A 20,716-nucleotide genomic window follows, 5' to 3' on the forward strand; every position below is an offset into this window, starting at 1 on the left:
ACCACTCCCCCAGCTATGAGGGAGTGGCATCATCAGAATTAAAAGATGGGCGTTTTCAGGAATCAGCGGGCTTCGGCCAGCTCAGGTACTTCTGGTAAAGCATGCAGCGCCAGTTCGCCGGAAATGAGTTTGGGTAGCAGTGAGTCTCTAATATTTGATAAGGATGAAGTTTCTTTCACATTACTGGTTATTTTGTCAAAAATCGTTTTTGCCATTTTCGTAAATTCAAGAATTACGGGTTTGGTTGGAACAACTATCTCTATGGTTTTGAATGTTGATTTACTAATTTCGGCAAAAGTGGTTCCGCCAGCCATTCCTTTTATTTGATCCATGTTCGAATCTAACCACTGAATAATGTATTCCGCTGTGAAATTTTTAGCCGATGGAATCGCAATGTAGCCTTGATTGATTGCAACTGGAATTTTAGCCAATGCCAGATAACCAACAGGTGCTCGTGATGACATCAAGACTGTATTTTCAGGTAATAGCCCAGAGGTTATTTTTTTCAATCCAGCTTCAGTAATTTTTCTTGATGTATCGAGTAAAATTTTTGTATCAAGGTCTGATAAATCTTTTGGCGATGTCCAATGAATATCACCATTTTCCCAAAACTCTGGATTAGCAGTGCTCGGTGTTGAACCTCCCTTTACTTCAAATTCATCACCTGTCGTTGAAATATCCCACCCCTTCGGCACCCAGCCTAATTCGGTTTCTTCAAATTCAGACGGGAACAGGGCGCGGGTCTCGGCGGGTAACGGTTTGAAATCGGCTTTGGCGCGCAGCAGGCGGCGTTGTTCGGCGCGTTCCTGCAAGGTGTCAGGAATGTCGTTGCCTGCATCAAGGGCGTTATCAATCACCGGATCAAAATCAACAAACCACGACTTAAACAACGTTTGCGCCATCTGTTCGAGGGTTTGGTTGATTTGGCGATTGAGGGTGATTTTTTTTTCCAAAGAATCTAGCTTATTTACTATTTCATCCTGTATCCAGCGAGGTGGAATATTCACTGGTAGTGCATAAAAGTCTTCTCTGCGTGTTGATGGGATCGCAGAACCAGAATCAAGACCATTGATATCTTGCGTTAGTAAATGGTAGTAAGCCCATTTCAAATTAATGTTAATTAATGGATGAATATAAAAAGCAGTATCAATAACAAAAAAAGGTTTATCTGAATAATGAATACCTCGATAAGCGCCTTTTCGACCAACAATGACACTTGGATATTGGCATAATGGTGTATCACAGAAACCTACTGGTCCATTAGTACCATACACAGGAAATTCAGCTTGTGCGCCTTGATAGTCTTTCAACGCTTTTCCATATTTTAATTCGACAATCTCTCCCCAAGTGGTTTGATTCCATTGATTTTCATCAAGATTCTTACTCCCCATAACCCAACGCCTCCAGATTATGACGGATCGCCTGATCCAGCGTTTCGGCTTGTTTCATCTGTTGGAACAGGGTCTGCGACAGCTCATGCATCTTCGCTTCAAACGGCACGCCATCATCTTCTAACTCGGCAGCCCCGACATAACGCCCCGGTGTCAGCACATAGTCGTTAGCTTTCATTTCATCAATGGTGGCAACTTTGCAGAAACCAGCGATATCGTCATATTGCGCTAATTTGCTTTCACCACGTTGGATGCGATCGGCCAACTCTTCGGGCGTGCTGCGCCATGCGTGATAGGTGTCGGCAATACGGGCGATATCTTCCACTGTTAGTTCTTTGGTGGTGCGGCTTATCATGGTGCCGAGTTCACGCGCATCGATAAACAGCGTTTCACCGGCACGATTGCGGTAGCCATGCGACAGATCGGCTTTTTTGTTTTTTGTTATAAACCACAAACAGACCGGAATTTGCGTGGTGTAGAACAACTGCCCCGGCAGCGCGATCATACATTCCACCAAGTCGTTCTCAATCATCTGCGCTCTGATTTCGCCTTCACCGCTGGTGTTCGAGCTCATCGAACCGTTCGCCAGCACAAAGCCTGCCGTGCCGGTTTCTGACAGCTTCGACAGCATGTGTAAAATCCAACCGTAGTTGGCATTGCCGGTTGGCGGCGTGCGATAACCAGCAAAGCGCGGATCAGTCGTCAGCTCGGCTTCGTTGCGCCAGTCTTTCAGGTTAAACGGCGGGTTCGCCATGATGAAATCGGCTTTCAGATCCGGGTGTTGATCGCTGAAAAAGGTATTGGCAGGCCGTTCACCGAGGTTGCCTGATAAGCCACGAATGGCAAGGTTCATCTTCGCCAGCTTATAGGTGGTGGCTGTCAGTTCCTGCCCGTAGATGGCCACGTCTTTACTGCGCCCCTGATGGCTTTCAACAAATTTCAGCGACTGCACGAACATACCGCCCGAGCCACAACACGGGTCGTAAATCTTACCCTGATAAGGTTCCAACATCTCGGCAAGCAGCGTAACCACACACTTCGGGGTATAAAATTCACCACCGCCTTTACCTTCGGTTGCAGCAAATTTCCCTAAGAAATATTCATACACACGGCCTACCAAGTCGTCTTCACTTAAGTGACATTCATTCGCCAGTGTGTCGATGTTCTCGATGCTATCAATCAGCGAGGCGAGCTTTTTCACCTCAAGGTTCTGGCGTGAGAAGTAGTTATCAGGCAATGCGCCTTGCAGCACAGGGTTGCGTTTCTCGATGGTGGAGAGCGCGGTATCAATCTTCACCGCGATGTCATCTTGCTTGGCTTGCGCCTGAATGTAAGACCAACGCGCCTCTTCCGGCAGATAGAAGATATTGTCTTGCTGGTAGAACACATCCATATCAACAAAGGCTTCTTTGCCTTCGTTAACCAACTGCTGGCGGCGCTTCTCAAACTTGTCGCTGATAAACTTCAGGAAGACAAGGCTTAACACCACATGCTTGTATTCGGATGATTCAACGCTGCCGCGTAATTGATTTGCGGTATCCCACAGGGTTTCTTCAAACCCTTTCTGTGCTTTCTTTGCCGGTGCTTTTGCCATGACAATGCTTCTGATGATTTCTGTTGAGGCTAGTTTACCCGATTGAGCACTAGGAGGGGGATGTTGATATCGGTTGTTACCGCATGTTTTGATGTTGTTTGGTCATCCGAAAATCAACGATGGCAATTTTGCTGGTGGAGAAGGTGCCTAAATCCGAAATAAATGCCAGCCTGAATTCTGGGTAAAACCAGATTCACCATTAGGCTCCAATTGAGTAAATAAATATTTTTTCGCACTGCGAATTTCGCAGTAAATTCGCATATACAAGGATTCCAACCCTAGTCCGGATAAGCGAACTACAGCGTTGATATACCTATTTCGCAATACACGCTCACTGTTTCAAAAAATGGGGGCTATCTGAATGTTCCTGCGTATCATGAACACGTTTAACGCCTTTGCCGGAATCAGTGTTCATCATCTTCATCGCAAGGAGTTTCGGTGGCCCCGTTTCGCTTGTTTGTGACCCTTTCGCATTAAACAGGCTATTTCCTTCAATGAAGAATATCCCTATACCAATGGTTATATTAAAAGGACTACGATAGCCGTAGTAGGTGACACCACAAAAACAGGTGTGACTACTACGATGGTAGTAGTAGTCAGCTAACAATTTCTGTAAACCAGCTACGATAGCCGTAGTAGTCTTTGGTATACCCACTACGATAGTCATAGTGGTAAAAATCGGAATTTGCCGTCTTTGATCAGGTTGCTTCATATTGGATATTTCCGGAGAAGGGCGTATCGAAAGACATTCGAAGCGCTGAACGCGTTCCTTTAATCTTGGATACCCACATCCCATTTTCACATTGATCAATATCATCAACAGGCAACCAGGTAAGCGCATACAGTGCTGGCTTTCTTTTTCCATCTTTGCCGGAATATCCACCATGTCGCGTCTTGACGATTAACCCTCTTTTTAACAACTCTTTTATAGCTCTGTTTATAGTATCAGGGCTGGTAATGCCAAAAGCTGACATCTCTTTCTCCGTTGCACATAAATCGCCGTTGTTGCGACCGTTATACTGGCGCACCAACACCATTAGTGCTCTGAAAGTCGCATGAGACAGCGCATTTACATCAGGTCCCAAAAACACTTGCTGAGGGATGCTACAATATCCACCCCGAGCCCCCCAATGCCCCGTCAAAAAACCTAGTGAGGTGTATTTCTTCTTTCGTCTTAACTCACTTGGAGATGTCATGTCTGTCTCCTAATGAATTGACTCATTCACTACAGAATTGAAAGGGATACCATTGGCTGATGAAATAATAAAAACTGATGCTATCAGGCTTTCTTTAGGTAAGCCGTTCCCCTGCGAATAACTCACCTTAATTTGAAAACTCATCGTATTAGGTTCCTAAGCACTTTTTCTAGTACTGATGGCTACATGCCAAGCAGCGATGCTGTAAGCTCCGAAAGTAACAGTTCCACACTTCAGATTTAGAGTATGTTGTCTCTCGAGTTTGTTTTCAGCATCGCTCCGGCAAATCACTCAGTGACGCTTATACCGTCTGTGATTCATCAATCCATTTCTGATAAGACGATTGAGTCCAACCAATAGCACGACCATTAACTCGCACTGGTTTCGGGAAGTTGCCATTTTTAACCCATACCCAAAGGGTTTTGTAATCGCGGTTTACTAACTTTTCCATTTCTGGAATAGAGATAATTTGTTCCATAGAATGCGACTCCACATAGAAAAACAATGCTAGTTCGAAAAATTTAAACAATAGGAATCAGCGCATAGAGCCAATCAAAGCACTACGCGGATGTGGGGTCGTGAGGAATTAAGGAAAGTAAATAAACGGCGTAATTCGGGCAGACCTAGTTGGTTCGCATACTAAAATTTCAGGTAGGGTAAAAACTGATACAGAAACACGTAATAGTCGCACAAGAAACTTTTTAATTTTGACTAATGCCAAAATATATAAAAGCTTCTCAATTCGTTTTTCTTTCGGCGATTTATTGCAAGATACATTTGCATCTACAGACAGAACTGTATTGAGATGAGCGATTATATCCCTATCACATAAGCGCAGTCCTTCAATCCTAATACACATATCTGCTGTAATTAGCATTACTCGGCAAACTCCGTCCTGACTCAAGTTTATTATTAAAATCGAGCTTTTTTGAAATGGTCTATCAGCTTATCAGAGATAACTTCAGATTTGCAATACTCCGCTGAGAGCTAAGCTTTTCATAATGCAAAGCTAATCACATTACTACTTGTATCAGTTTCATTGAGTCTCACTTCCCAGGCTTCAAGAGCTCTTCGTTTCTCAGGTAGATAGCTATAGCGGTCATAATGTTTTGTAGATACGTCCTGAAAAGCATGATTCTGGATTCTATCGCGCAATTCTTTGCTGATACCTAGCTCGCCCATCAGGGTTTTGCAGGTACGCCGTATATCCCGACCGATGAAGAAAGGAAAATCAGGATATTGTTCTCTGTAATAGCTAATCGCCTGCGAAAATGAGTCAGTTCTTAACGGTTTTAATCCGCCTCTCTGCGGAAATATGTATTTGCTGTTAGCGGTATTACGTTGTTTCAGTTCACTAAGAATATGAAGTGCTGAATCAGTAAGCGGTATCAAGTGCTCCCGCTTGTTTTTAGATATGTCGGCTATAATTAACAGCGTTTTCTCATCCCAGTTCACACACTGCCATTCACTGACAGATAACTCATACGGACGTTGGCCACCAGTATAAACGCACAACTTTAGGAACTGACCAATCATCCAGCCAACTTTTTTTGCTTCTGAAAATGACTCCATCAGCCTGCATAGATCTTGTTTTGATAGCCAGTTTTCCCCTACTTTCTCTGCACTGGCTTGCCTTGGAACCACGGACACTGGATTTACGGTTAACCCGAATATAACTTCCTGCCTGTTATTCATCGGATCCAAGTCTGCTGTTAATCCATATTGATATGCTGCATGAAGATATGAGCGGACACGATTAGACTGAACAACCGCCCCACGCTGGATCATATTGGTTAATATCTGCTTGATGTCTAACGGTGTGACATCCTTTGCTTTTGTCGCTGATGGAATGACTGGGTAAACATCCTTCTCTAGCCGCCGCAACACATCTGCATGTGTCCGTTTGCCGTCCGCTTTCATCTTCCAGATATAGGAGTCAATTAACTGTTTTATTGACCCTTTCTCAGCTTCCTGTTGTTCAACTCGTTCTCTGGCTAGTTTTTCATGTGCAAGTTCTATTTTGGGGTTATGACCAGATTTCAATTGACCACCATAAAACTTAGCTAAGTCTCTGGCTGTTGATAATGACATTTCAGGAAATTTTCCAAGCTGCATAAATTGCCGCTTACCTTCCCAGAAGAAACGGAATATAAATGTCTTTGAACCACTAGTTCCAACCGTTATCCCCAGTCTTCCAGTCCCCTTCTCGCGACTATCCTCGAAAACCTCATACTGTCGTTCTTTTGGTTTTAATCCTTTTATCTCGTTCATTGTCAGCATATAACCCCAAAAACCACCTGCAGTTTCACCTGTAGTTATAGAGTAACATAATCGGAGTTATCGAGATAAAGAGAGATATCACACAAAACACATACGCATGATATATATAAATTTTTAGATAAAATAAGAAATATTGAGATAAATATAGATATGAAACACATAGGACTCATAATCGCTTGGTCCCCCGTTCAAACCGGGGAGGGGCCACCAAATATATCAAGGACTTACAGCTTTTTGTTGTAGGTCCTTTTTGTTTTCTGCTTCTTTTAAGTTAATTACGCATGTTAATTGTTTGAATTTAAACTGTTCTTGAATTTGAATGCAGATTGAAACAGGTCAGGGACAAGACCCAGATCCCAAAAATGTATGGCGACAGAACGGAGAGATTTACAGTAGTAGCAGTTCGTTCCATGTTTATAGCAGCATCTCGGTTTAAATCTGCAGCAGCAAACATGGTGATAATCATGAACAATGAGCGGGAAATGTTAGAACAATATATCCGCGATAACTTTGTCTATGACAGCAAAGGGAGCTTTGTCGATCCGTTAGATGTCGTTGTCATCAGCCCGGTCACTGAGTCACAGTTGAGCACATCACCCTTTAAGGAAGCTGGCGCCCGGATAGGCGATTACTGGGTGGATGATACGGTTTACGGCACTATTCTCCGTATCGAAAATGGTGTAGTCATTAAATTATGGTCTGATGATTGACCGCCGATAACAACAAAGGCTTACAACATCATGCTGTAAGCCTCTGTTTATCAAGCTCGGTTCAGACAAAAGAACCCAGTGATTATTTCACCGTTTACAGTGTCACAACGTCGAAATTCACTTCCGGATTTACATCCGCGTTGTAATCAACACCTTCCCAGCCGAAACCGAACAGTTTCAGGAATTCGTCTTTATAGCCCTGATAATCGGTCAGTTGAGACAGGTTCTCAGTGGTTACTTGCGGCCACAAATCACGGCATGCCTGCTGAACTGATTCACGCAGTTCCCAGTCATCCATACGGATACGCTGTGCGTCATCGGTAACGAACTCACCGTCATACAGACGAGTGTAGAACATACGCTGAACCTGCTCGATACAGCCTTCGTGAATGCCCTGCTCTTTCATCAGTTTGAAAGACATTGCGATATACAGCGGCATTACCGGGATCGCCGCAGAAGCCTGGGTCACGACCGATTTCAGTACCGCCACATTCGCGGTGCCGTTTTTGCTGCTCAGCTGTGCACGAATCGCGTTGCTGGCACGATCCAGATCTTCTTTTGCACGACCCAGAGTACCATGCCAGTAGATTGGCCAGGTAATATCGGTACCGATGTAGCTGTAAGCCACGGTTTTTACGCCTTCAGCCAGTACACCAGCCTGATCCAGCGCGTTTAACCACAGTTCCCAGTCTTCACCACCCATCACTTTGATGGTGTTGGCGATTTCTTCTTCGTTCGCCGGTTCAACCTGCGCTTCGATGATTTCATCTTTGTTGGTATCAACTGCGGTGGCTTTATACACTTCACCAATTGGTTTCAGTGCAGAACGGATCAGCTCACCAGTCGATGGTAATTTACGCACCGGCGACGCCAGAGAGTAAACCACCATGTCAACCTGACCCAAGTCAGCTTTGATCAGCTCAATGACCTTAGCGCGGCATTCATCAGAGAACGCATCACCATTGATGCTTTTGGAATACAGACCTGCTTCTTTGGCCGCTTTATCAAACGCAGCGGAGTTGTACCAACCAGCACTGGCTGGTTTTTTTTCTGTACCGGCTTTTTCCAGAAATACGCCGATAGTTGCTGCGTCAGAGCCAAATGCAGCAGTAATACGGGATGCCAGACCATAACCGGTTGATGCGCCAATCACCAGAACCTTTTTCGGGCCATTCGCCAGCGGGCCTTTGCTTTTGACATAAGCAATCTGTTGACGGACATTGGCTTCACAGCCAGCAGGATGGGTGGTGGTGCAGATAAAGCCACGGACTTTCGGAGCAATAATCATTGGTTGTTCTCACCTGGTTAAGGGTTTTATGCAAAAAATCGGCATATAAGATACATGATCTTGCCACGTTTGTGTTGTGAATGTTGCGCCTTCGCGATTGCGCTCTATAATCGGCCTGCACGAATTCTGGTTAAGCGGCGCATTATTCCTTCCCGCCATTCTCTGTTGAGACTATTTTATTATGCTGAAATTTATTCGCTCTGCATCCACGTTATTTTTTGCCTTTTTTACGGCATGCAGTGCCCAGGCGGCAATTTCTGTACCCGAAGGCAGCCGGATAGCCCTGGCGTTCAAAGAACCGGGCTCCGAGGCTGTTGCAGCGTATCACGGGGATACCTTTATGATCCCGGCATCGACACAGAAATTACTGACCGCGCTGGCCGCCAGCCTTTATTTCGGGCCGGACTGGCAATTCAAAACCCGCATGCTGGCCCCACAGGGAGCGATCCAGAATGGCGTCCTGAACGGTGACCTGGTACTGGAGTTTGATGGTGCACCCGACTTGACCCGTCAGGCACTGGTTAACCTGCTGGCCTATCTGAAACAGCAGAAAGTCACGCAGATCAACGGCGATATACTTCTGGATGTCAGCGGCTATGGTGGCTACGACCATGGCGATGGCTGGTCATGGAATGATCTGCCTATCTGTTTTACCGCGCCGGCTTCTGCTGTCGTCATCGACCGTAACTGCGTCTTTGCCCAGCTCAAAGCCAATCAGCTCGGAGCAATTGCCGAACCCATCATTCCGGCTGGTCAGCCGATTACCATTACCAGTGAAGCACGGGTTGTGACTCAGCAGGAGTATTATTCCGGCTGTGATCTGCGCGTCGATATGAACTCTAGCAACAACTATCATCTGACCGGTTGTATCCCACAGCAGTCCGGTACTCCCTGGCCACTCAGTTTCGCCATTACCGACCCGACAGCCTGGGGGGTGGAACTGGTTAACTGGGCCGCCAGACGCGCGGATATCAGTCTGACTGGCGAGGTCAAAGCCGTACGTCATGTGCCGGACAATCTGGTGGAACTGGCACATGTACCCTCTGCCCCGCTGAAAAAACTGCTGGATCGAATGCTGAAACGCTCCGATAACCTGATTGCAGACAGTCTGTCTCGTGCTTTAGGGCACTACTATCTGAAACGTGCCGCCAGTTATGCGGCCGGTGCAGATGCGGTTCGCGGTATTCTGAAAAACAAAGCCGGGATTGATTTGGGCTCTGCACTGCTGGCTGATGGTTCCGGCCTTTCTGCGCATAATCTGATCACCGCCAAACAAATGCTGGAAGTGCTGGATTATATTGCTTTACATGATAACGAGCTGCAGTTGATCAAGTTATTGCCGGTGGCAGGCATGAGCGGAACGCTCGGCTCCCGCGGCAGTGTGCAGAATCCGCCACTGGTAAAAAATGTCACCGCCAAAACCGGTACCTTGCAGAACGTATCGAATCTGGCGGGCTTCATGACCACCGCATCCGGCAAGCGAAAAGCGTTTGTGCTGATGACAAACGGGCTGACTTTCCCGCCTGAAGTCCGCCGCGCACTGAAAGCGCATCGGATTGCTTCTCCTCATTACAAGTTTGAACGGCAGATTTTAGAACAGATTTACCGGGAAGCACCGATAGAAATAACTGAATAAGTGTGTTTTTTCAGAAAATTAAACTAATGCCTCTGGCTTTGATGCATCATCGCCAGTAGAAAAAACCGACAATTACCATTGTCTTAGAGTCACAGATGGAGAACAATAGACGCCCTGGGAGCCAGCCCGTCTGTCGGTTCTCCCGCAAGTATTGCAGAGGCGCGTTGTAGTCATGTCATTTATTGAAAAATCCCACAAGCTGGACAACGTCTGTTACGACATCCGCGGTCCGGTGCACAAAGAAGCCCGTCGTCTGGAAGACGAAGGCCATCGTATTCTGAAACTGAACATCGGTAACCCGGCCCCCTTTGGTTTTGACGCCCCGGAAGAAGTCATCAAGGATGTCATCGTCAACATGCATCAGGGCCAGGGCTACTGCGACTCCAAAGGTTTATTCGCGCCACGTAAAGCGATCGCCCAGTATTATCAGCAAAAAGGGCTGCGCAAAGCCGATGTGGACGACATTTATATCGGTAATGGCGCCAGCGAGCTGATCGTCATGTCGATGCAGGCACTGCTGAACAACGGTGATGAACTGCTGGTGCCGGCACCGGATTATCCGCTCTGGACTGCCGCCGTGACGCTGTCCGGTGGTCGCCCGGTACATTACATCTGTGATGAGCAGGCCGACTGGTATCCGGATCTGGATGACATCAAATCCAAAATCACACCGCGTACCCGCGGGATCGTGCTGATCAACCCGAACAACCCGACCGGCGCGGTGTACAGCACCGAATTCCTGCTGGAAGTGATCGAAATCGCCCGTCAGAACGATCTGATCATTTTCGCTGACGAGATCTACGACAAGATCATTTATGACGATATCGCGCATCACAGTATCTGTACGCTGTGTGACGACGTGCTGGTTGTGACTTTTAACGGTCTGTCCAAAGCCTATCGTGCCTGCGGTTTCCGTCAGGGCTGGATGATGGTCAGCGGTCCGAAACAAAATGCCCGTGGTTATATCGAAGGTCTGGAGATGCTTGCCTCCATGCGGCTGTGCGCCAACGTGCCGATGCAATTTGCCATTCAGACCGCACTGGGCGGTTACCAGAGCATCAACGAACTGATCCTGCCGGGCGGCCGCCTGCGCAAACAGCGCGATCTGGCGTGGGAACTGCTGAACAATATTCCGGGTGTCTCCTGCGTAAAACCGAAAGGTTCGCTGTATATGTTCCCGAAACTCGATCCGAAGGTTTACCCGATCAAAGATGACCAGAAAATGGTGTTTGATCTGCTGCAACAGGAAAAAATGCTGATCGTGCAAGGCACCGGTTTTAACTGGCCGGCACCGGATCACTTCCGCATTGTATTCCTGCCACCGGAAGAACAGTTACAGGACGCCATGACCCGTCTGGCGCGGTTCCTGAAAACGTACAAACAATCATGAATGAAATGGCGACTTGATAGTCGCCATTTTTTTTTGCTATTTATATAGCAACCACCCCTTCCCGTTATTGTGAGCGGTCTATGTCCACCAGCAATTCACCTGCCCCGGCCAGCCATTTCTTTGCCCAGTTATCACGCATGAAACTGATCTATCGCTGGCCGCTGATGCGCAATATCCAGAAAGAAAATATCAGCGAGCACAGCCTGCAGGTCGCCATGGTCGCCCACGCACTGGCACTGATCAGTAACCGGAAATTCGGCACGCAGCTTGATACGGGGCATATTGCTCTGGTAGCCATCTTCCATGATGCCACCGAGATCCTGACCGGTGATCTGCCCACACCGGTGAAATATCAGAATAACGCGATCGCCAGTGAATATAAGAAGATCGAGAAACTGGCAGAGAAACAGTTACTGTCTCTGTTACCTGATGAATTCATAAATGACTACCGTGAATTGCTGGATTCAGAATATCAGGATGCCGAAGCGGTCAAGGTAGTGAAAGCCGCAGACACACTCTGTGCTTACATTAAATGTCTGGAAGAGATTGCGGCAGGGAATAAAGAGTTCGTCCCTGCGAAACGCCGGCTGGAAACCATGCTGGAAGAGCGCATGACACCAGCCGTACAGTATTTTATTGATGTCTTCATTCCCGGTTTTTCATTGACACTGGATGAGATGAGCAATACCCCCTGAATCAGATCCGGCGGACAAAATCGGCACTATTGGCAAATGACGGGATCCGCAAGGACGTCGCCGGGGTACCCAGATAAAGAAAACCGACAATCTGGTCCCGCTCATTCAGTCCCAGCAGTTCATGCAGTCTGCGCGAATACATCAGCGGACCGGACCGCCAGATACCACCGAAGCCCTGGGCCTGTGCCGCCATCTGCATCGCCATGACAGCGCAACCGGCTGATAAATGCTGTTCAAATTCAGGCACCTTGTTATGCGGGGTGACCTTTGCCACAACCGTGATCACCAGGGGCGCGCGCAACGGCAACTGAGCCGCCCGTTCAATCACATCATCGGCTGCCCCATCGGCTTTGGCACTTTCGGCCAACAAGGTCCCCAGCCGGTTCAGCCCTTCCCCTTCGGCCAGTAAAAACTGAAAAGGTTGCAAATGACCATGATCCGGCGCCCGTAATCCCGCCTGTAAAATGTGTTCCAGTATCTCACCATCAGGAGCCGGCGCCTGCAGCAGGCCGCACGATGCGCGTGTCAGTAACAAAGATAATGCTGACTGATTCATGCTGTTCCTCATCATTGATTACCATTATTCTTATCAACATAGAATAAGCTATACGTTGATAGCGGCTACAGAGATCGCTCTGATAGACACCTGCGTAGTAATCTGTGCCAACTATTCGCATAATGTCGTTATTAAACTCTTCCGGGAATTATTCAATGCGTTTTCTGTTCCGTAGTATTAAATGGTTTTTCCGCTCTCTCTGGCGGGTGATCAATTTCACCCGGCTGCTGATTATCAATCTGATTTTTATCGGAATTGTTTTAGCCATCTTCATCGGTCTCAGCGAGGAAACCCCGGAAACCACTATCCAAGAAGGCGCGCTGGTGCTGGATCTGGCCGGTAAATTGGTTGAACAGCCAACCACACCAAATCCGGCTGATCAGCTGATGGAAAAATGGCTTTCAAACAACGACACCACTCGTGAGATTGCGGTGAGTGACGTGGTTTATATGATTCAGCAGGCAAAACAGGATCCACGAGTCAAAGGCATCGTATTGAAAACAGCCGATCTGGAAACTACCAGCATTGGTAAATTACTGCTGATCACGAAGGCGCTGGATGACTTTAAACAGAGTAAAAAACCAGTGGTTGCTATCGGTAACTTCTACCAGCAACACCAGTATTTACTGGCCGCTCACGCCAACACAATTTTGCTGAACCCGGCCGGCGCAGTCACCATTCAGGGGTTGGGGTTGTATAACCTCTATTTCAAATCCGCATTGGAAAAATTTAACCTGACACCACATGTATTCCGCGTAGGCACCTACAAATCATTTGTTGAACCGTATATTCGTGATGATATGTCTTCTGAAGCACGCGAAGCAAATCAGCGCTGGATTGGTGCCGTATGGCAGCAATATGTTGCGGATGTCAGTAAAGCACGTGGCCTGCCCGCCGATGCTGTAGCACCAAGCAAAGAACAGGTACTGGCGCGTCTGACCAAAGCAGAGGGTAATGCGGCGCAGTATGCCCTGGACCAGGGGCTGGTCGATCAGTTGGCCACTTACGATGAAATGACAGATACCATCCGCAATTTTGCTGGCAGCGATGAGCATGATTTCCGTCATATTGTCATGAGCGATTATCTGCAGTCTCTGCCACCCCGTTATCAGGCTGTCACCAATAAGCCTCAGATAGGATTATTAGTGGCGGCCGGAGCCATTGTTGATGGCATCTCACAACCCGGCACCATCAATGGCGATGACCTGGTAAAACAAATTCATACCGCCATGTATGATGCAAAGATCAAAGCGCTGGTATTACGCATAGACAGCCCCGGCGGCAGTGCCTTTGCTGCCGAACAAATCCGTACCGCCTTACTTGCCTTCAAGGCCAGCGGTAAACCACTTATCGTCTCGATGGGCAGTACTGCCGCCTCTGGGGGTTACTGGATTGCCGCTGATGCCGATAAAATCTTTGCCGAGCCCACCACAATCACCGGTTCAATTGGCGTCTTCGGCATGTTTCTGACCGCAGATAAAGCGCTGAATGCCCTGGGTATTCATGCTGACGGACTGGGTACCACCGACTTTACCGGCATCAGCCCGGTACAGCCATTACCTGACCATATCAAACAGATCGTCCAGCTGAATGTGGAAAATACTTATCAGCGTTTTTTAGATCTGGTCGCCGAAGGACGTGGAATGACACCGGAGCAGGTTGATCTGGTTGCACAAGGCCGTGTCTGGGTGGGTACGGACGCGAAAAAACTGAGGCTAGTCGATGAGCTAGGCAGTCTCACCGAAGCAGCGGCCGAAGCCGGTAAACAGGCAAAACTGACTGATTATCAGCTGACACTGATTGAACCGGAATTATCCACCCGCGATAAGTTGTTACGCGAACTCTTTAATCAGAGTGCTGAGTATCTGCCATCCTCCGTCACCCATTCCGGTTTGGGCAAACTGGCGTTACAGTGGTGGTCCGCCGGTAATCAGGCCTTGGCACCATTGAATGCGCTGCAGGATCCGCAAGGAATTTACAGTTATTGTCCGGTTTGTCAGCAGTAGAGAGGCTCAGCCTCTCTGCGTTATGCAAGGTTATTCACAGATGAAAAAACGCATTTATATCGCATATACCGGTGGTACCATCGGTATGCAACGCTCCAGCCATGGCTATATTCCACAGGCTGGTTTTATGGAAAACTGTCTGGCAGGCATGCCTGAATTCCACCGGGAAGAAATGCCGGAGTATGTCATTCATGAATACAATCCTCTGATTGACTCCTCCGATATGACACCGGCTGACTGGCAGCGGATCGCCGAAGATATCCGGGATCATTACGAGGATTTTGATGGTTTCGTCGTGCTGCATGGTACGGATACGATGTCTTATACCGCATCAGCCCTCTCCTTCATGCTGGAAGATCTGAGCAAACCGGTGATCATCACCGGTTCCCAGATCCCGCTGGCTGAACTGCGTTCCGACGGACAACAAAACCTGCTGAATGCCCTGTATATTGCGGCCAATTATCCGGTGCATGAGGTCACGCTCTACTTCAATAATCAGCTGTTCCGTGGCAATCGCAGTACCAAAGTGCATGCCGATGGCTTCCATGCCTTCGATTCTCCTGATTTCGCGCCATTATTGGATGCAGGGATTCATATTGAGTGGAATGCGGGTAAACCGGCCGATACCACCCATAAGCCATTAAAGATGCACTCCATCCAGCCACAACCGATCGGCGTCGTCACCTTATACCCGGGCATCTCGGTGGATGTCATCGCCAATATTCTGCAACAACCGGTTAAAGCACTGATCCTGCTGACCTACGGCGTAGGGAATGCCCCCCAGAATCCGGCCATGCTGCAGCTACTGCGTGACGCATCGGCGCGTGGTGTGATCATCGTTAACCTCAGTCAGTGTCTGCGCGGCAAGGTCAACATGGGCGGCTATGCCACCGGCAACGCCCTAGCAGATGCCGGCGTCTTATCCGGCTATGACATGACAACTGAAGCGGCACTGGCCAAATTACACTTTCTGCTGAGCCAGGCGTTGGCTCCGGAGGAGATCCGCAGATTAATGCAGTTGGATCTGCGTGGTGAGCTTTCTCACTAATTAAGCTAAAAAATAATCCCCTGAATATCAGGGGATTATTTTCAGCGAATCAACAATTTATTCTGCTTTTTTCTGTGCTTCCGTAAACCCCAGCGACAGACTGTTCACACAGTAACGCTGACCGGTTTCCGTCGGGCCATCCGGAAAAACATGTCCCAGATGTGAACCACAGTTCGCACACAATATTTCCACCCGCCGCATGCCATGGCTGAGGTCTTCTTCATAACGTACCGCATCCGGAATGGCGCGATCAAAACTGGGCCAGCCACAGCCGGAATCGAACTTGGTGCTTGATTCAAATAATGGCGCATCGCAACAGACACAGTGATAAACACCGGTTTTACGGTTATGCAGCAACCCACCGGAAAACGGACGTTCGGTCCCCTTCTCCCAGCAAATATGAAATTGTTCCGGTGTTAACTTTGACCGCCAGTCAGTCATCTGCTGTCCACTCTTATCTGCAATAAATGTTATACAATTGTTAACAGATTAGATGAGAGTGGATGTAGATTCAAATTACAAACTGCAGGGTTAATCCGAAAATTCAATTAACATCACATTCACCGGAAGAACAGGCCCGCAGCAGTTTCATCGCCCGGGCACTGCACACCGCGACCAACTGAGGCAAATCATCCAGCAGCAGCCGTTTCCCATCGTGAAAGGCGGTATCGGCGGCCAGTGCCCAGGTGTGATGTTCCGCAGGCTCCGGCAGACGGAAATGAATGTCGTAAGCACTGGAGTTAAACAATACCAGCCAGTGTTCCTGACTTTCCCGGGCAATAATTTCCATTACCAGCGCCTGCGCAGAAGGCGCATTCCAGTCACTTTCAGTCAGTTCACTGCCATCTGGATGATACCAGTGCACGGTATCCGCGTGTGTCCTCGCGCCGAAATAGAGATCATCGCCCAGATGCAATTCCGTGAATGCACTGGAAGAACGACGGACCTGGATCATCTGTTTAACAAAGCGCAGTAACCCCTCATCCTCCTCGTTCAACTGCCAGTTAACCCAACTGATGCGATTATCCTGGCAATAAGCATTATTGTTGCCCATCTGAGTTCGCCCCATCTCATCACCAGCCAGCAGATGAGGGATCCCCTGTGATAACAACAACGTCGCCAGCATGTTCCGCTTCTGCTGCACACGCAGACGGCAAATACGCGGGTCCCGTGTCGGCCCTTCAAGACCATAATTTTTCGATAAATTATGACCGTGCCCATCCCGGTTCTCTTCGGAATTGGCCTGGTTGTGCCGTTGTTCATAACTGACCGTGTCTTCCAGCGTGAATCCGTCGTGATAACAGACAAAGTTCACACTGGAATGAATGACACGCAGCGATTTCGGAAAGATATCGCGAGATCCCAGCAGACGCGTGGCAAATTCCGCCATTTTCCCCATATCACCCCGCCAGAAAGAACGGATGGTGTCACGGTAGCGATCATTCAACTCGCGCCACTGTGTCGGAAATTGTCCTAGACGGTAGCCAAACGGTCCGATATCCCAGGGCTCGGAAATCAGTTTCACATTGCGTAATACCGGATCCTGAATCATCGCTTTGCAAAAACCGCCGTAAGGATCAAATTCGCCGCCTTCGCGCGCCAGGGTCACGGCCAGATCAAAACGGAAACCATCAACGTGCATCTCGGTAACCCAGTAGCGCAGACTGTCCATGACCAGTCGTAACGCATTCGGATGATCCACATTAAACGAATTACCACAGCCGGTCACATTGCTATAACGGGTGAAATCCTGGCCAAAACCGCCATTGTCAAAGCAATAGTAATTACGATTATCCAGTCCCTTATAACTCAGCAATGGTCCGCCATGGCCACCTTCCGCCGTATGGTTAAACACCACATCTAGGATCACTTCAATACCGGCACGGTGTAGTTCACGCACCATTGTTTTGAATTCGGTCACCGCATGTTTCACAGCATAGCGAGGATCCGGCGCCATGAAACAGATGGGGTTATATCCCCAGTAGTTCTTCAGTCCCAGTTGAATCAAACGTGGTTCACTCATGAAGCTGGCAACCGGCATCAGTTGCAGTGAGGTAATACCGAGTTCCTGCAGATGACGGATAACGGAGGGATGACAGAGACCAAGATAAGTGCCGCGCAATTGCTCCGGCACGTCAGGATTAAGCTTGGTGAAGCCTTTAACGTGTGCTTCATAGAGGATGGTTTGCGCATCATTGTAGCGGGGGGAAACCACGCCCTGCCAGTCAAACTCATCATCCCAGACAATCGCTTTGGGCATCATGTACTGGCTGTCGCCCTGATAGAGCTCCTCATTCCACTCCAATGCACGCGATAGCGCTTTGGCATAAGGATCCAGCAGCAGTTTTTGCGGATCAAACAGTAATCCCTGATCCGGATGATTCGGACCATACACCCGGTAACCATATAAAGTACCGGACACTACGCCCTGAACATAGCCATACCAAAGATGACCACGGCGTTCACGGAAACGGATGCGGGCAATTTCCTGTTCTCTGGCATCAAACAGACATAACTCGACACGCTCGGTTTCCGGAGCCCATAAGACAAAATTACATCCCTGTGAGTCCAGAATGGCACCGAATGGTGCATCCCTGCCAGATAGCAATACATACTGATCTGTCATTGTCTTAACTCCATCCGGCACCCGTCAAACTGCAACGGGTGCCTGTTGCGCTGTATTACTCAGCCACTTTTTTGATAAATACGGTGGCAAGTGGCGGCAGGTTCAACATAATCGAGTTAGATTTTCCGTGTGATTCAACAGCTTCGGACTGGAAGATCTCTGCACCCACAGAATAATCACTACCCCAGTATTCACTGCTATCTGTATTCAGCACGATCTGATAACGACCCGCTTCCGGCACACCGATACGGAAGCCATCGCGCGGAACCGGCGTAAAGTTACAGGCCGTAATGACAAAGCTGTCCTGAGCCTTATTACGGCGCAACATCAATAAAGAGCTGCTTTCCCAGTTGGAATGATCCAGCCACTCAAACCCGCTCTGCAGATAATCCGCATCATACAGTGCCGGTTCTGAACGGTAGAGACGGTTTAAATCCCGGATCAGATTCTTTTGTCCACGATGCTTATCAAAGCCCAGCAACCACCAGTCCAGCTGGCTGTCATGATCCCATTCAGCAGCCTGCGCAATTTCAGTTCCCATGAAATTCAGCTTTTTGCCCGGATGCGCATACATGTAACCCATATACGCACGCAGGTTGGCAGCCTGTTGCCATTCGTCGCCCGGCATTTTATACAGCAGTGATTGCTTACCATGCACCACTTCATCATGTGATAAAGACAGAACGAAATTCTCGTTATAGTGGTAAACCATGGAGAAGGTCAGATCGTTGTGATGATATTTACGATGCACCGGCTCTTTCGCCATATAGCGTAAAGAATCGTTCATCCAGCCCATATTCCACTTGAAGGTAAAGCCCAGACCGCCGGTATAGGTAGGACGGGATACCCCGGAAAAGGCAGTGGATTCTTCTGCGATTGTCATCGCATGCGGATAACGTTCGTAAACTTCGCGGTTAAACCATTGCAGTAACGAGATCGCCTCATAGTTGTGGTTACCACCATCAACGTTTGGTACCCACTGACCGTCGTCACGGGAATAATCCCAGTACAGCATTGACGCGACCGCATCGACACGCAGACCATCGATATGGAAATGATCCAGCCAGTACAACGCACTGGCGATCAGGAACTGACGGACCGTTTCCCGACCAAAGTCATAAATGTAGGAATTCCAGTCCGGGTGCCAGCCACGACGTGGATCTTCGTACTCATATAACGGGGTACCATCGAAACGGGCCAGACCATGCGAGTCAGATGGGAAATGTGCCGGTACCCAGTCGAGAATCACGCCGATCCCAGCCTGGTGGCAACGATCCACAAAATATTTGAAATCATCTGCTGAGCCGAAACGGCTGGTCGGTGCAAACAGACCCAGCGGCTGATAACCCCAGGAACCGGAGAACGGATGCTCCATAATCGGCATCAGTTCAATATGGGTGTAATTCATTTCCAGCAGATAAGGGATCAGCTCATCCGCCATTTCACGATAACTTAAAGAGTTACCATCCTCATGACGTTTCCATGAGGCGAAATGCATTTCATAAATGGAAACAGGTTGTTCCAGCTTGTCATTCCGCTGCGATTTCTGCCAATCCGCATCGTGCCATTCATATTGCTTATGGTCGTACACCACCGAAGCAAACGAAGGATATTGATCCGAATAGAAACCGACCGGATCCGCTTTATGTGGCAAGCAATGACCATACAGATCTTTCAGTTCAAATTTATAGCGGGCACCAACATCCAGTCCCGGCACAAACAGCACCCAGTGACCACACAGGCTGCGCTGCATCGGATGCCGACGGCCATCCCAGTAGTTGAAATCACCAATCAGACTGACAGACATTGCGCTTGGTGCATATACCGCGAAACGGACACCCTTCACCTTGACGCCATTGACCTCGGTCTCCATCAACTGGGCACCCAGTGTCCGGTATACATTGTCCGCACTGTGTTTCAGTTCCGCCAAACCACGGAAAGCTTCATCATGGAATTGATAAGGATCAGTAACTTCTGATTTCACACCCGCATAAGCCACTTTCAGCACATAAGGAAACGTGGCAGCCAGACCGGGGAATTCAGCTTCGAACAAACCATCGGTATGCAGACATTTTAGTTTGCATTCAACGGCCTTTTTCTCAATACGTCGTACCGCAACCTCAGTTGCATGCGGCATCCAGACCCGCAAACGCCACAAGGCTTGTTCGTTGTCATAAACCCAACCCAGCTTTTCAAAAGGCTGACCACAACGCGCTTCATTAAGCTCTCTCAACAACATATTAAAACCTCTAGGACATCACGAAAGATCATCAGCTACAGATACATTAACTCGCTGATAT

General features: G+C 48.3%; 17 protein-coding genes. 6 read left to right on the forward strand and 11 right to left on the reverse strand.

Annotated features, from left to right (window positions below; translation table 11 throughout):
• Positions 1–62: 62 nt before the first annotated feature.
• The 6 genes from HNR75_RS05700 to HNR75_RS05725 all read right to left on the reverse strand — a co-directional run bounded on the left by HNR75_RS05700 (position 63) and on the right by HNR75_RS05725 (position 6,461).
• Entirely contained in the window at positions 63–1,391 is a 1,329-nt protein-coding gene (locus tag HNR75_RS05700; RefSeq protein WP_188026038.1) for a restriction endonuclease subunit S, read from the reverse strand.
• Positions 1,381–2,985 carry a class I SAM-dependent DNA methyltransferase gene (locus HNR75_RS05705; RefSeq protein ID WP_188026039.1) on the reverse strand — a complete coding sequence of 535 codons (1,605 nt, stop codon included), beginning with the start codon at positions 2,983–2,985 and terminating at the stop codon, positions 1,381–1,383. Before HNR75_RS05705 ends, HNR75_RS05700 begins: the two co-directional genes overlap by 11 nt.
• 331 nt (positions 2,986–3,316) lie before the next feature.
• Complete coding sequence (locus tag HNR75_RS05710; RefSeq protein ID WP_188026040.1) at positions 3,317–3,697, reverse strand: hypothetical protein; 381 nt, start codon at positions 3,695–3,697, stop codon at positions 3,317–3,319.
• Positions 3,684–4,181 carry a MarR family transcriptional regulator gene (locus HNR75_RS05715; protein WP_188026041.1) on the reverse strand — a complete coding sequence of 166 codons (498 nt, stop codon included), beginning with the start codon at positions 4,179–4,181 and terminating at the stop codon, positions 3,684–3,686. The genes HNR75_RS05710 and HNR75_RS05715 overlap by 14 nt, the downstream gene beginning before the upstream one ends.
• Before the next feature lie 301 nt (positions 4,182–4,482).
• The gene (locus tag HNR75_RS05720; RefSeq protein WP_188026042.1) at positions 4,483–4,659 is read right to left on the reverse strand and encodes a helix-turn-helix transcriptional regulator; all 177 of its coding nucleotides are present in this window, start codon (positions 4,657–4,659) and stop codon (positions 4,483–4,485) included.
• 518 nt (positions 4,660–5,177) lie between these two features.
• Complete coding sequence (locus tag HNR75_RS05725) at positions 5,178–6,461, reverse strand: tyrosine-type recombinase/integrase (RefSeq protein WP_188026043.1); 1,284 nt, start codon at positions 6,459–6,461, stop codon at positions 5,178–5,180.
• 482 nt (positions 6,462–6,943) lie between these two features.
• Here HNR75_RS05725 and HNR75_RS05730 point away from each other — a divergent pair, with 482 nt between their 5' ends.
• Positions 6,944–7,171, forward strand: coding sequence for a hypothetical protein (locus tag HNR75_RS05730; protein ID WP_188026044.1), 228 nt, complete (start codon positions 6,944–6,946; stop codon positions 7,169–7,171).
• A gap of 94 nt (positions 7,172–7,265) precedes the next feature.
• Here the strand turns inward: HNR75_RS05730 and fabV are convergent, their stop codons facing one another.
• A complete protein-coding gene (fabV, locus tag HNR75_RS05735) occupies positions 7,266–8,459 on the reverse strand; it encodes an enoyl-ACP reductase FabV (protein ID WP_188026045.1) in 1,194 nt (397 codons plus the stop codon).
• Positions 8,460–8,640: 181 nt separating this feature from the next.
• Here fabV and dacB point away from each other — a divergent pair, with 181 nt between their 5' ends.
• The 3 genes from dacB (at position 8,641) to yfbR (ending at position 12,180) form a co-directional block, all read left to right on the forward strand.
• Positions 8,641–10,095, forward strand: coding sequence for a D-alanyl-D-alanine carboxypeptidase/D-alanyl-D-alanine endopeptidase (gene dacB, locus HNR75_RS05740; RefSeq protein WP_188026046.1), 1,455 nt, complete (start codon positions 8,641–8,643; stop codon positions 10,093–10,095).
• Positions 10,096–10,267: 172 nt separating this feature from the next.
• Complete coding sequence (locus tag HNR75_RS05745) at positions 10,268–11,485, forward strand: pyridoxal phosphate-dependent aminotransferase (protein ID WP_188026047.1); 1,218 nt, start codon at positions 10,268–10,270, stop codon at positions 11,483–11,485.
• Between the two features lie 80 nt (positions 11,486–11,565).
• Positions 11,566–12,180, forward strand: a complete 615-nt coding sequence (gene yfbR / locus HNR75_RS05750; RefSeq protein ID WP_188026048.1) for a 5'-deoxynucleotidase — start codon at positions 11,566–11,568, stop codon at positions 12,178–12,180.
• Between the two features lies 1 nt (position 12,181).
• Here the strand turns inward: yfbR and HNR75_RS05755 are convergent, their stop codons facing one another.
• Positions 12,182–12,736 carry an NAD(P)H nitroreductase gene (locus tag HNR75_RS05755; RefSeq protein WP_188026049.1) on the reverse strand — a complete coding sequence of 185 codons (555 nt, stop codon included), beginning with the start codon at positions 12,734–12,736 and terminating at the stop codon, positions 12,182–12,184.
• A gap of 155 nt (positions 12,737–12,891) precedes the next feature.
• Here HNR75_RS05755 and sppA point away from each other — a divergent pair, with 155 nt between their 5' ends.
• The gene (gene sppA, locus HNR75_RS05760) at positions 12,892–14,742 is read left to right on the forward strand and encodes a signal peptide peptidase SppA (RefSeq protein ID WP_188026050.1); all 1,851 of its coding nucleotides are present in this window, start codon (positions 12,892–12,894) and stop codon (positions 14,740–14,742) included.
• A gap of 40 nt (positions 14,743–14,782) precedes the next feature.
• On the forward strand, positions 14,783–15,790 hold the full coding sequence (ansA, locus tag HNR75_RS05765; RefSeq protein ID WP_188026051.1) for an asparaginase: 1,008 nt from the start codon (positions 14,783–14,785) through the stop codon (positions 15,788–15,790).
• A gap of 57 nt (positions 15,791–15,847) precedes the next feature.
• Here ansA and msrB read toward each other — a convergent pair whose 3' ends face one another.
• The 3 genes from msrB to glgB all read right to left on the reverse strand — a co-directional run bounded on the left by msrB (position 15,848) and on the right by glgB (position 20,655).
• Positions 15,848–16,231, reverse strand: coding sequence for a peptide-methionine (R)-S-oxide reductase MsrB (gene msrB, locus HNR75_RS05770; RefSeq protein ID WP_188026052.1), 384 nt, complete (start codon positions 16,229–16,231; stop codon positions 15,848–15,850).
• A gap of 103 nt (positions 16,232–16,334) precedes the next feature.
• Positions 16,335–18,416, reverse strand: coding sequence for a glycogen debranching protein GlgX (glgX, locus tag HNR75_RS05775; protein WP_188026053.1), 2,082 nt, complete (start codon positions 18,414–18,416; stop codon positions 16,335–16,337).
• A 55-nt stretch (positions 18,417–18,471) separates the two neighbouring features.
• The gene (gene glgB / locus HNR75_RS05780) at positions 18,472–20,655 is read right to left on the reverse strand and encodes a 1,4-alpha-glucan branching protein GlgB (protein ID WP_188026054.1); all 2,184 of its coding nucleotides are present in this window, start codon (positions 20,653–20,655) and stop codon (positions 18,472–18,474) included.
• Between the last annotated feature and the right edge of the window lie 61 nt (positions 20,656–20,716).

It is taken from the genome of Tolumonas osonensis (assembly GCF_014202415.1).
Lineage (GTDB): Bacteria > Pseudomonadota > Gammaproteobacteria > Enterobacterales > Aeromonadaceae > Tolumonas > Tolumonas osonensis.

Coding starts and splice junctions, on each gene's coding strand:
- HNR75_RS05700 (WP_188026038.1), bottom strand. CDS start 1,391: ATGGGGAGTAAGAATCTTGATGAAAATCAATGGAATCAAACCACTTGG.
- HNR75_RS05705 (WP_188026039.1), bottom strand. CDS start 2,985: ATGGCAAAAGCACCGGCAAAGAAAGCACAGAAAGGGTTTGAAGAAACC.
- HNR75_RS05710 (WP_188026040.1), bottom strand. CDS start 3,697: ATGAAGCAACCTGATCAAAGACGGCAAATTCCGATTTTTACCACTATG.
- HNR75_RS05715 (WP_188026041.1), bottom strand. CDS start 4,181: ATGACATCTCCAAGTGAGTTAAGACGAAAGAAGAAATACACCTCACTA.
- HNR75_RS05720 (WP_188026042.1), bottom strand. CDS start 4,659: ATGGAACAAATTATCTCTATTCCAGAAATGGAAAAGTTAGTAAACCGC.
- HNR75_RS05725 (WP_188026043.1), bottom strand. CDS start 6,461: ATGCTGACAATGAACGAGATAAAAGGATTAAAACCAAAAGAACGACAG.
- HNR75_RS05730 (WP_188026044.1), top strand. CDS start 6,944: ATGTTAGAACAATATATCCGCGATAACTTTGTCTATGACAGCAAAGGG.
- fabV (WP_188026045.1), bottom strand. CDS start 8,459: ATGATTATTGCTCCGAAAGTCCGTGGCTTTATCTGCACCACCACCCAT.
- dacB (WP_188026046.1), top strand. CDS start 8,641: ATGCTGAAATTTATTCGCTCTGCATCCACGTTATTTTTTGCCTTTTTT.
- HNR75_RS05745 (WP_188026047.1), top strand. CDS start 10,268: ATGTCATTTATTGAAAAATCCCACAAGCTGGACAACGTCTGTTACGAC.
- yfbR (WP_188026048.1), top strand. CDS start 11,566: ATGTCCACCAGCAATTCACCTGCCCCGGCCAGCCATTTCTTTGCCCAG.
- HNR75_RS05755 (WP_188026049.1), bottom strand. CDS start 12,736: ATGAATCAGTCAGCATTATCTTTGTTACTGACACGCGCATCGTGCGGC.
- sppA (WP_188026050.1), top strand. CDS start 12,892: ATGCGTTTTCTGTTCCGTAGTATTAAATGGTTTTTCCGCTCTCTCTGG.
- ansA (WP_188026051.1), top strand. CDS start 14,783: ATGAAAAAACGCATTTATATCGCATATACCGGTGGTACCATCGGTATG.
- msrB (WP_188026052.1), bottom strand. CDS start 16,231: ATGACTGACTGGCGGTCAAAGTTAACACCGGAACAATTTCATATTTGC.
- glgX (WP_188026053.1), bottom strand. CDS start 18,416: ATGACAGATCAGTATGTATTGCTATCTGGCAGGGATGCACCATTCGGT.
- glgB (WP_188026054.1), bottom strand. CDS start 20,655: ATGTTGTTGAGAGAGCTTAATGAAGCGCGTTGTGGTCAGCCTTTTGAA.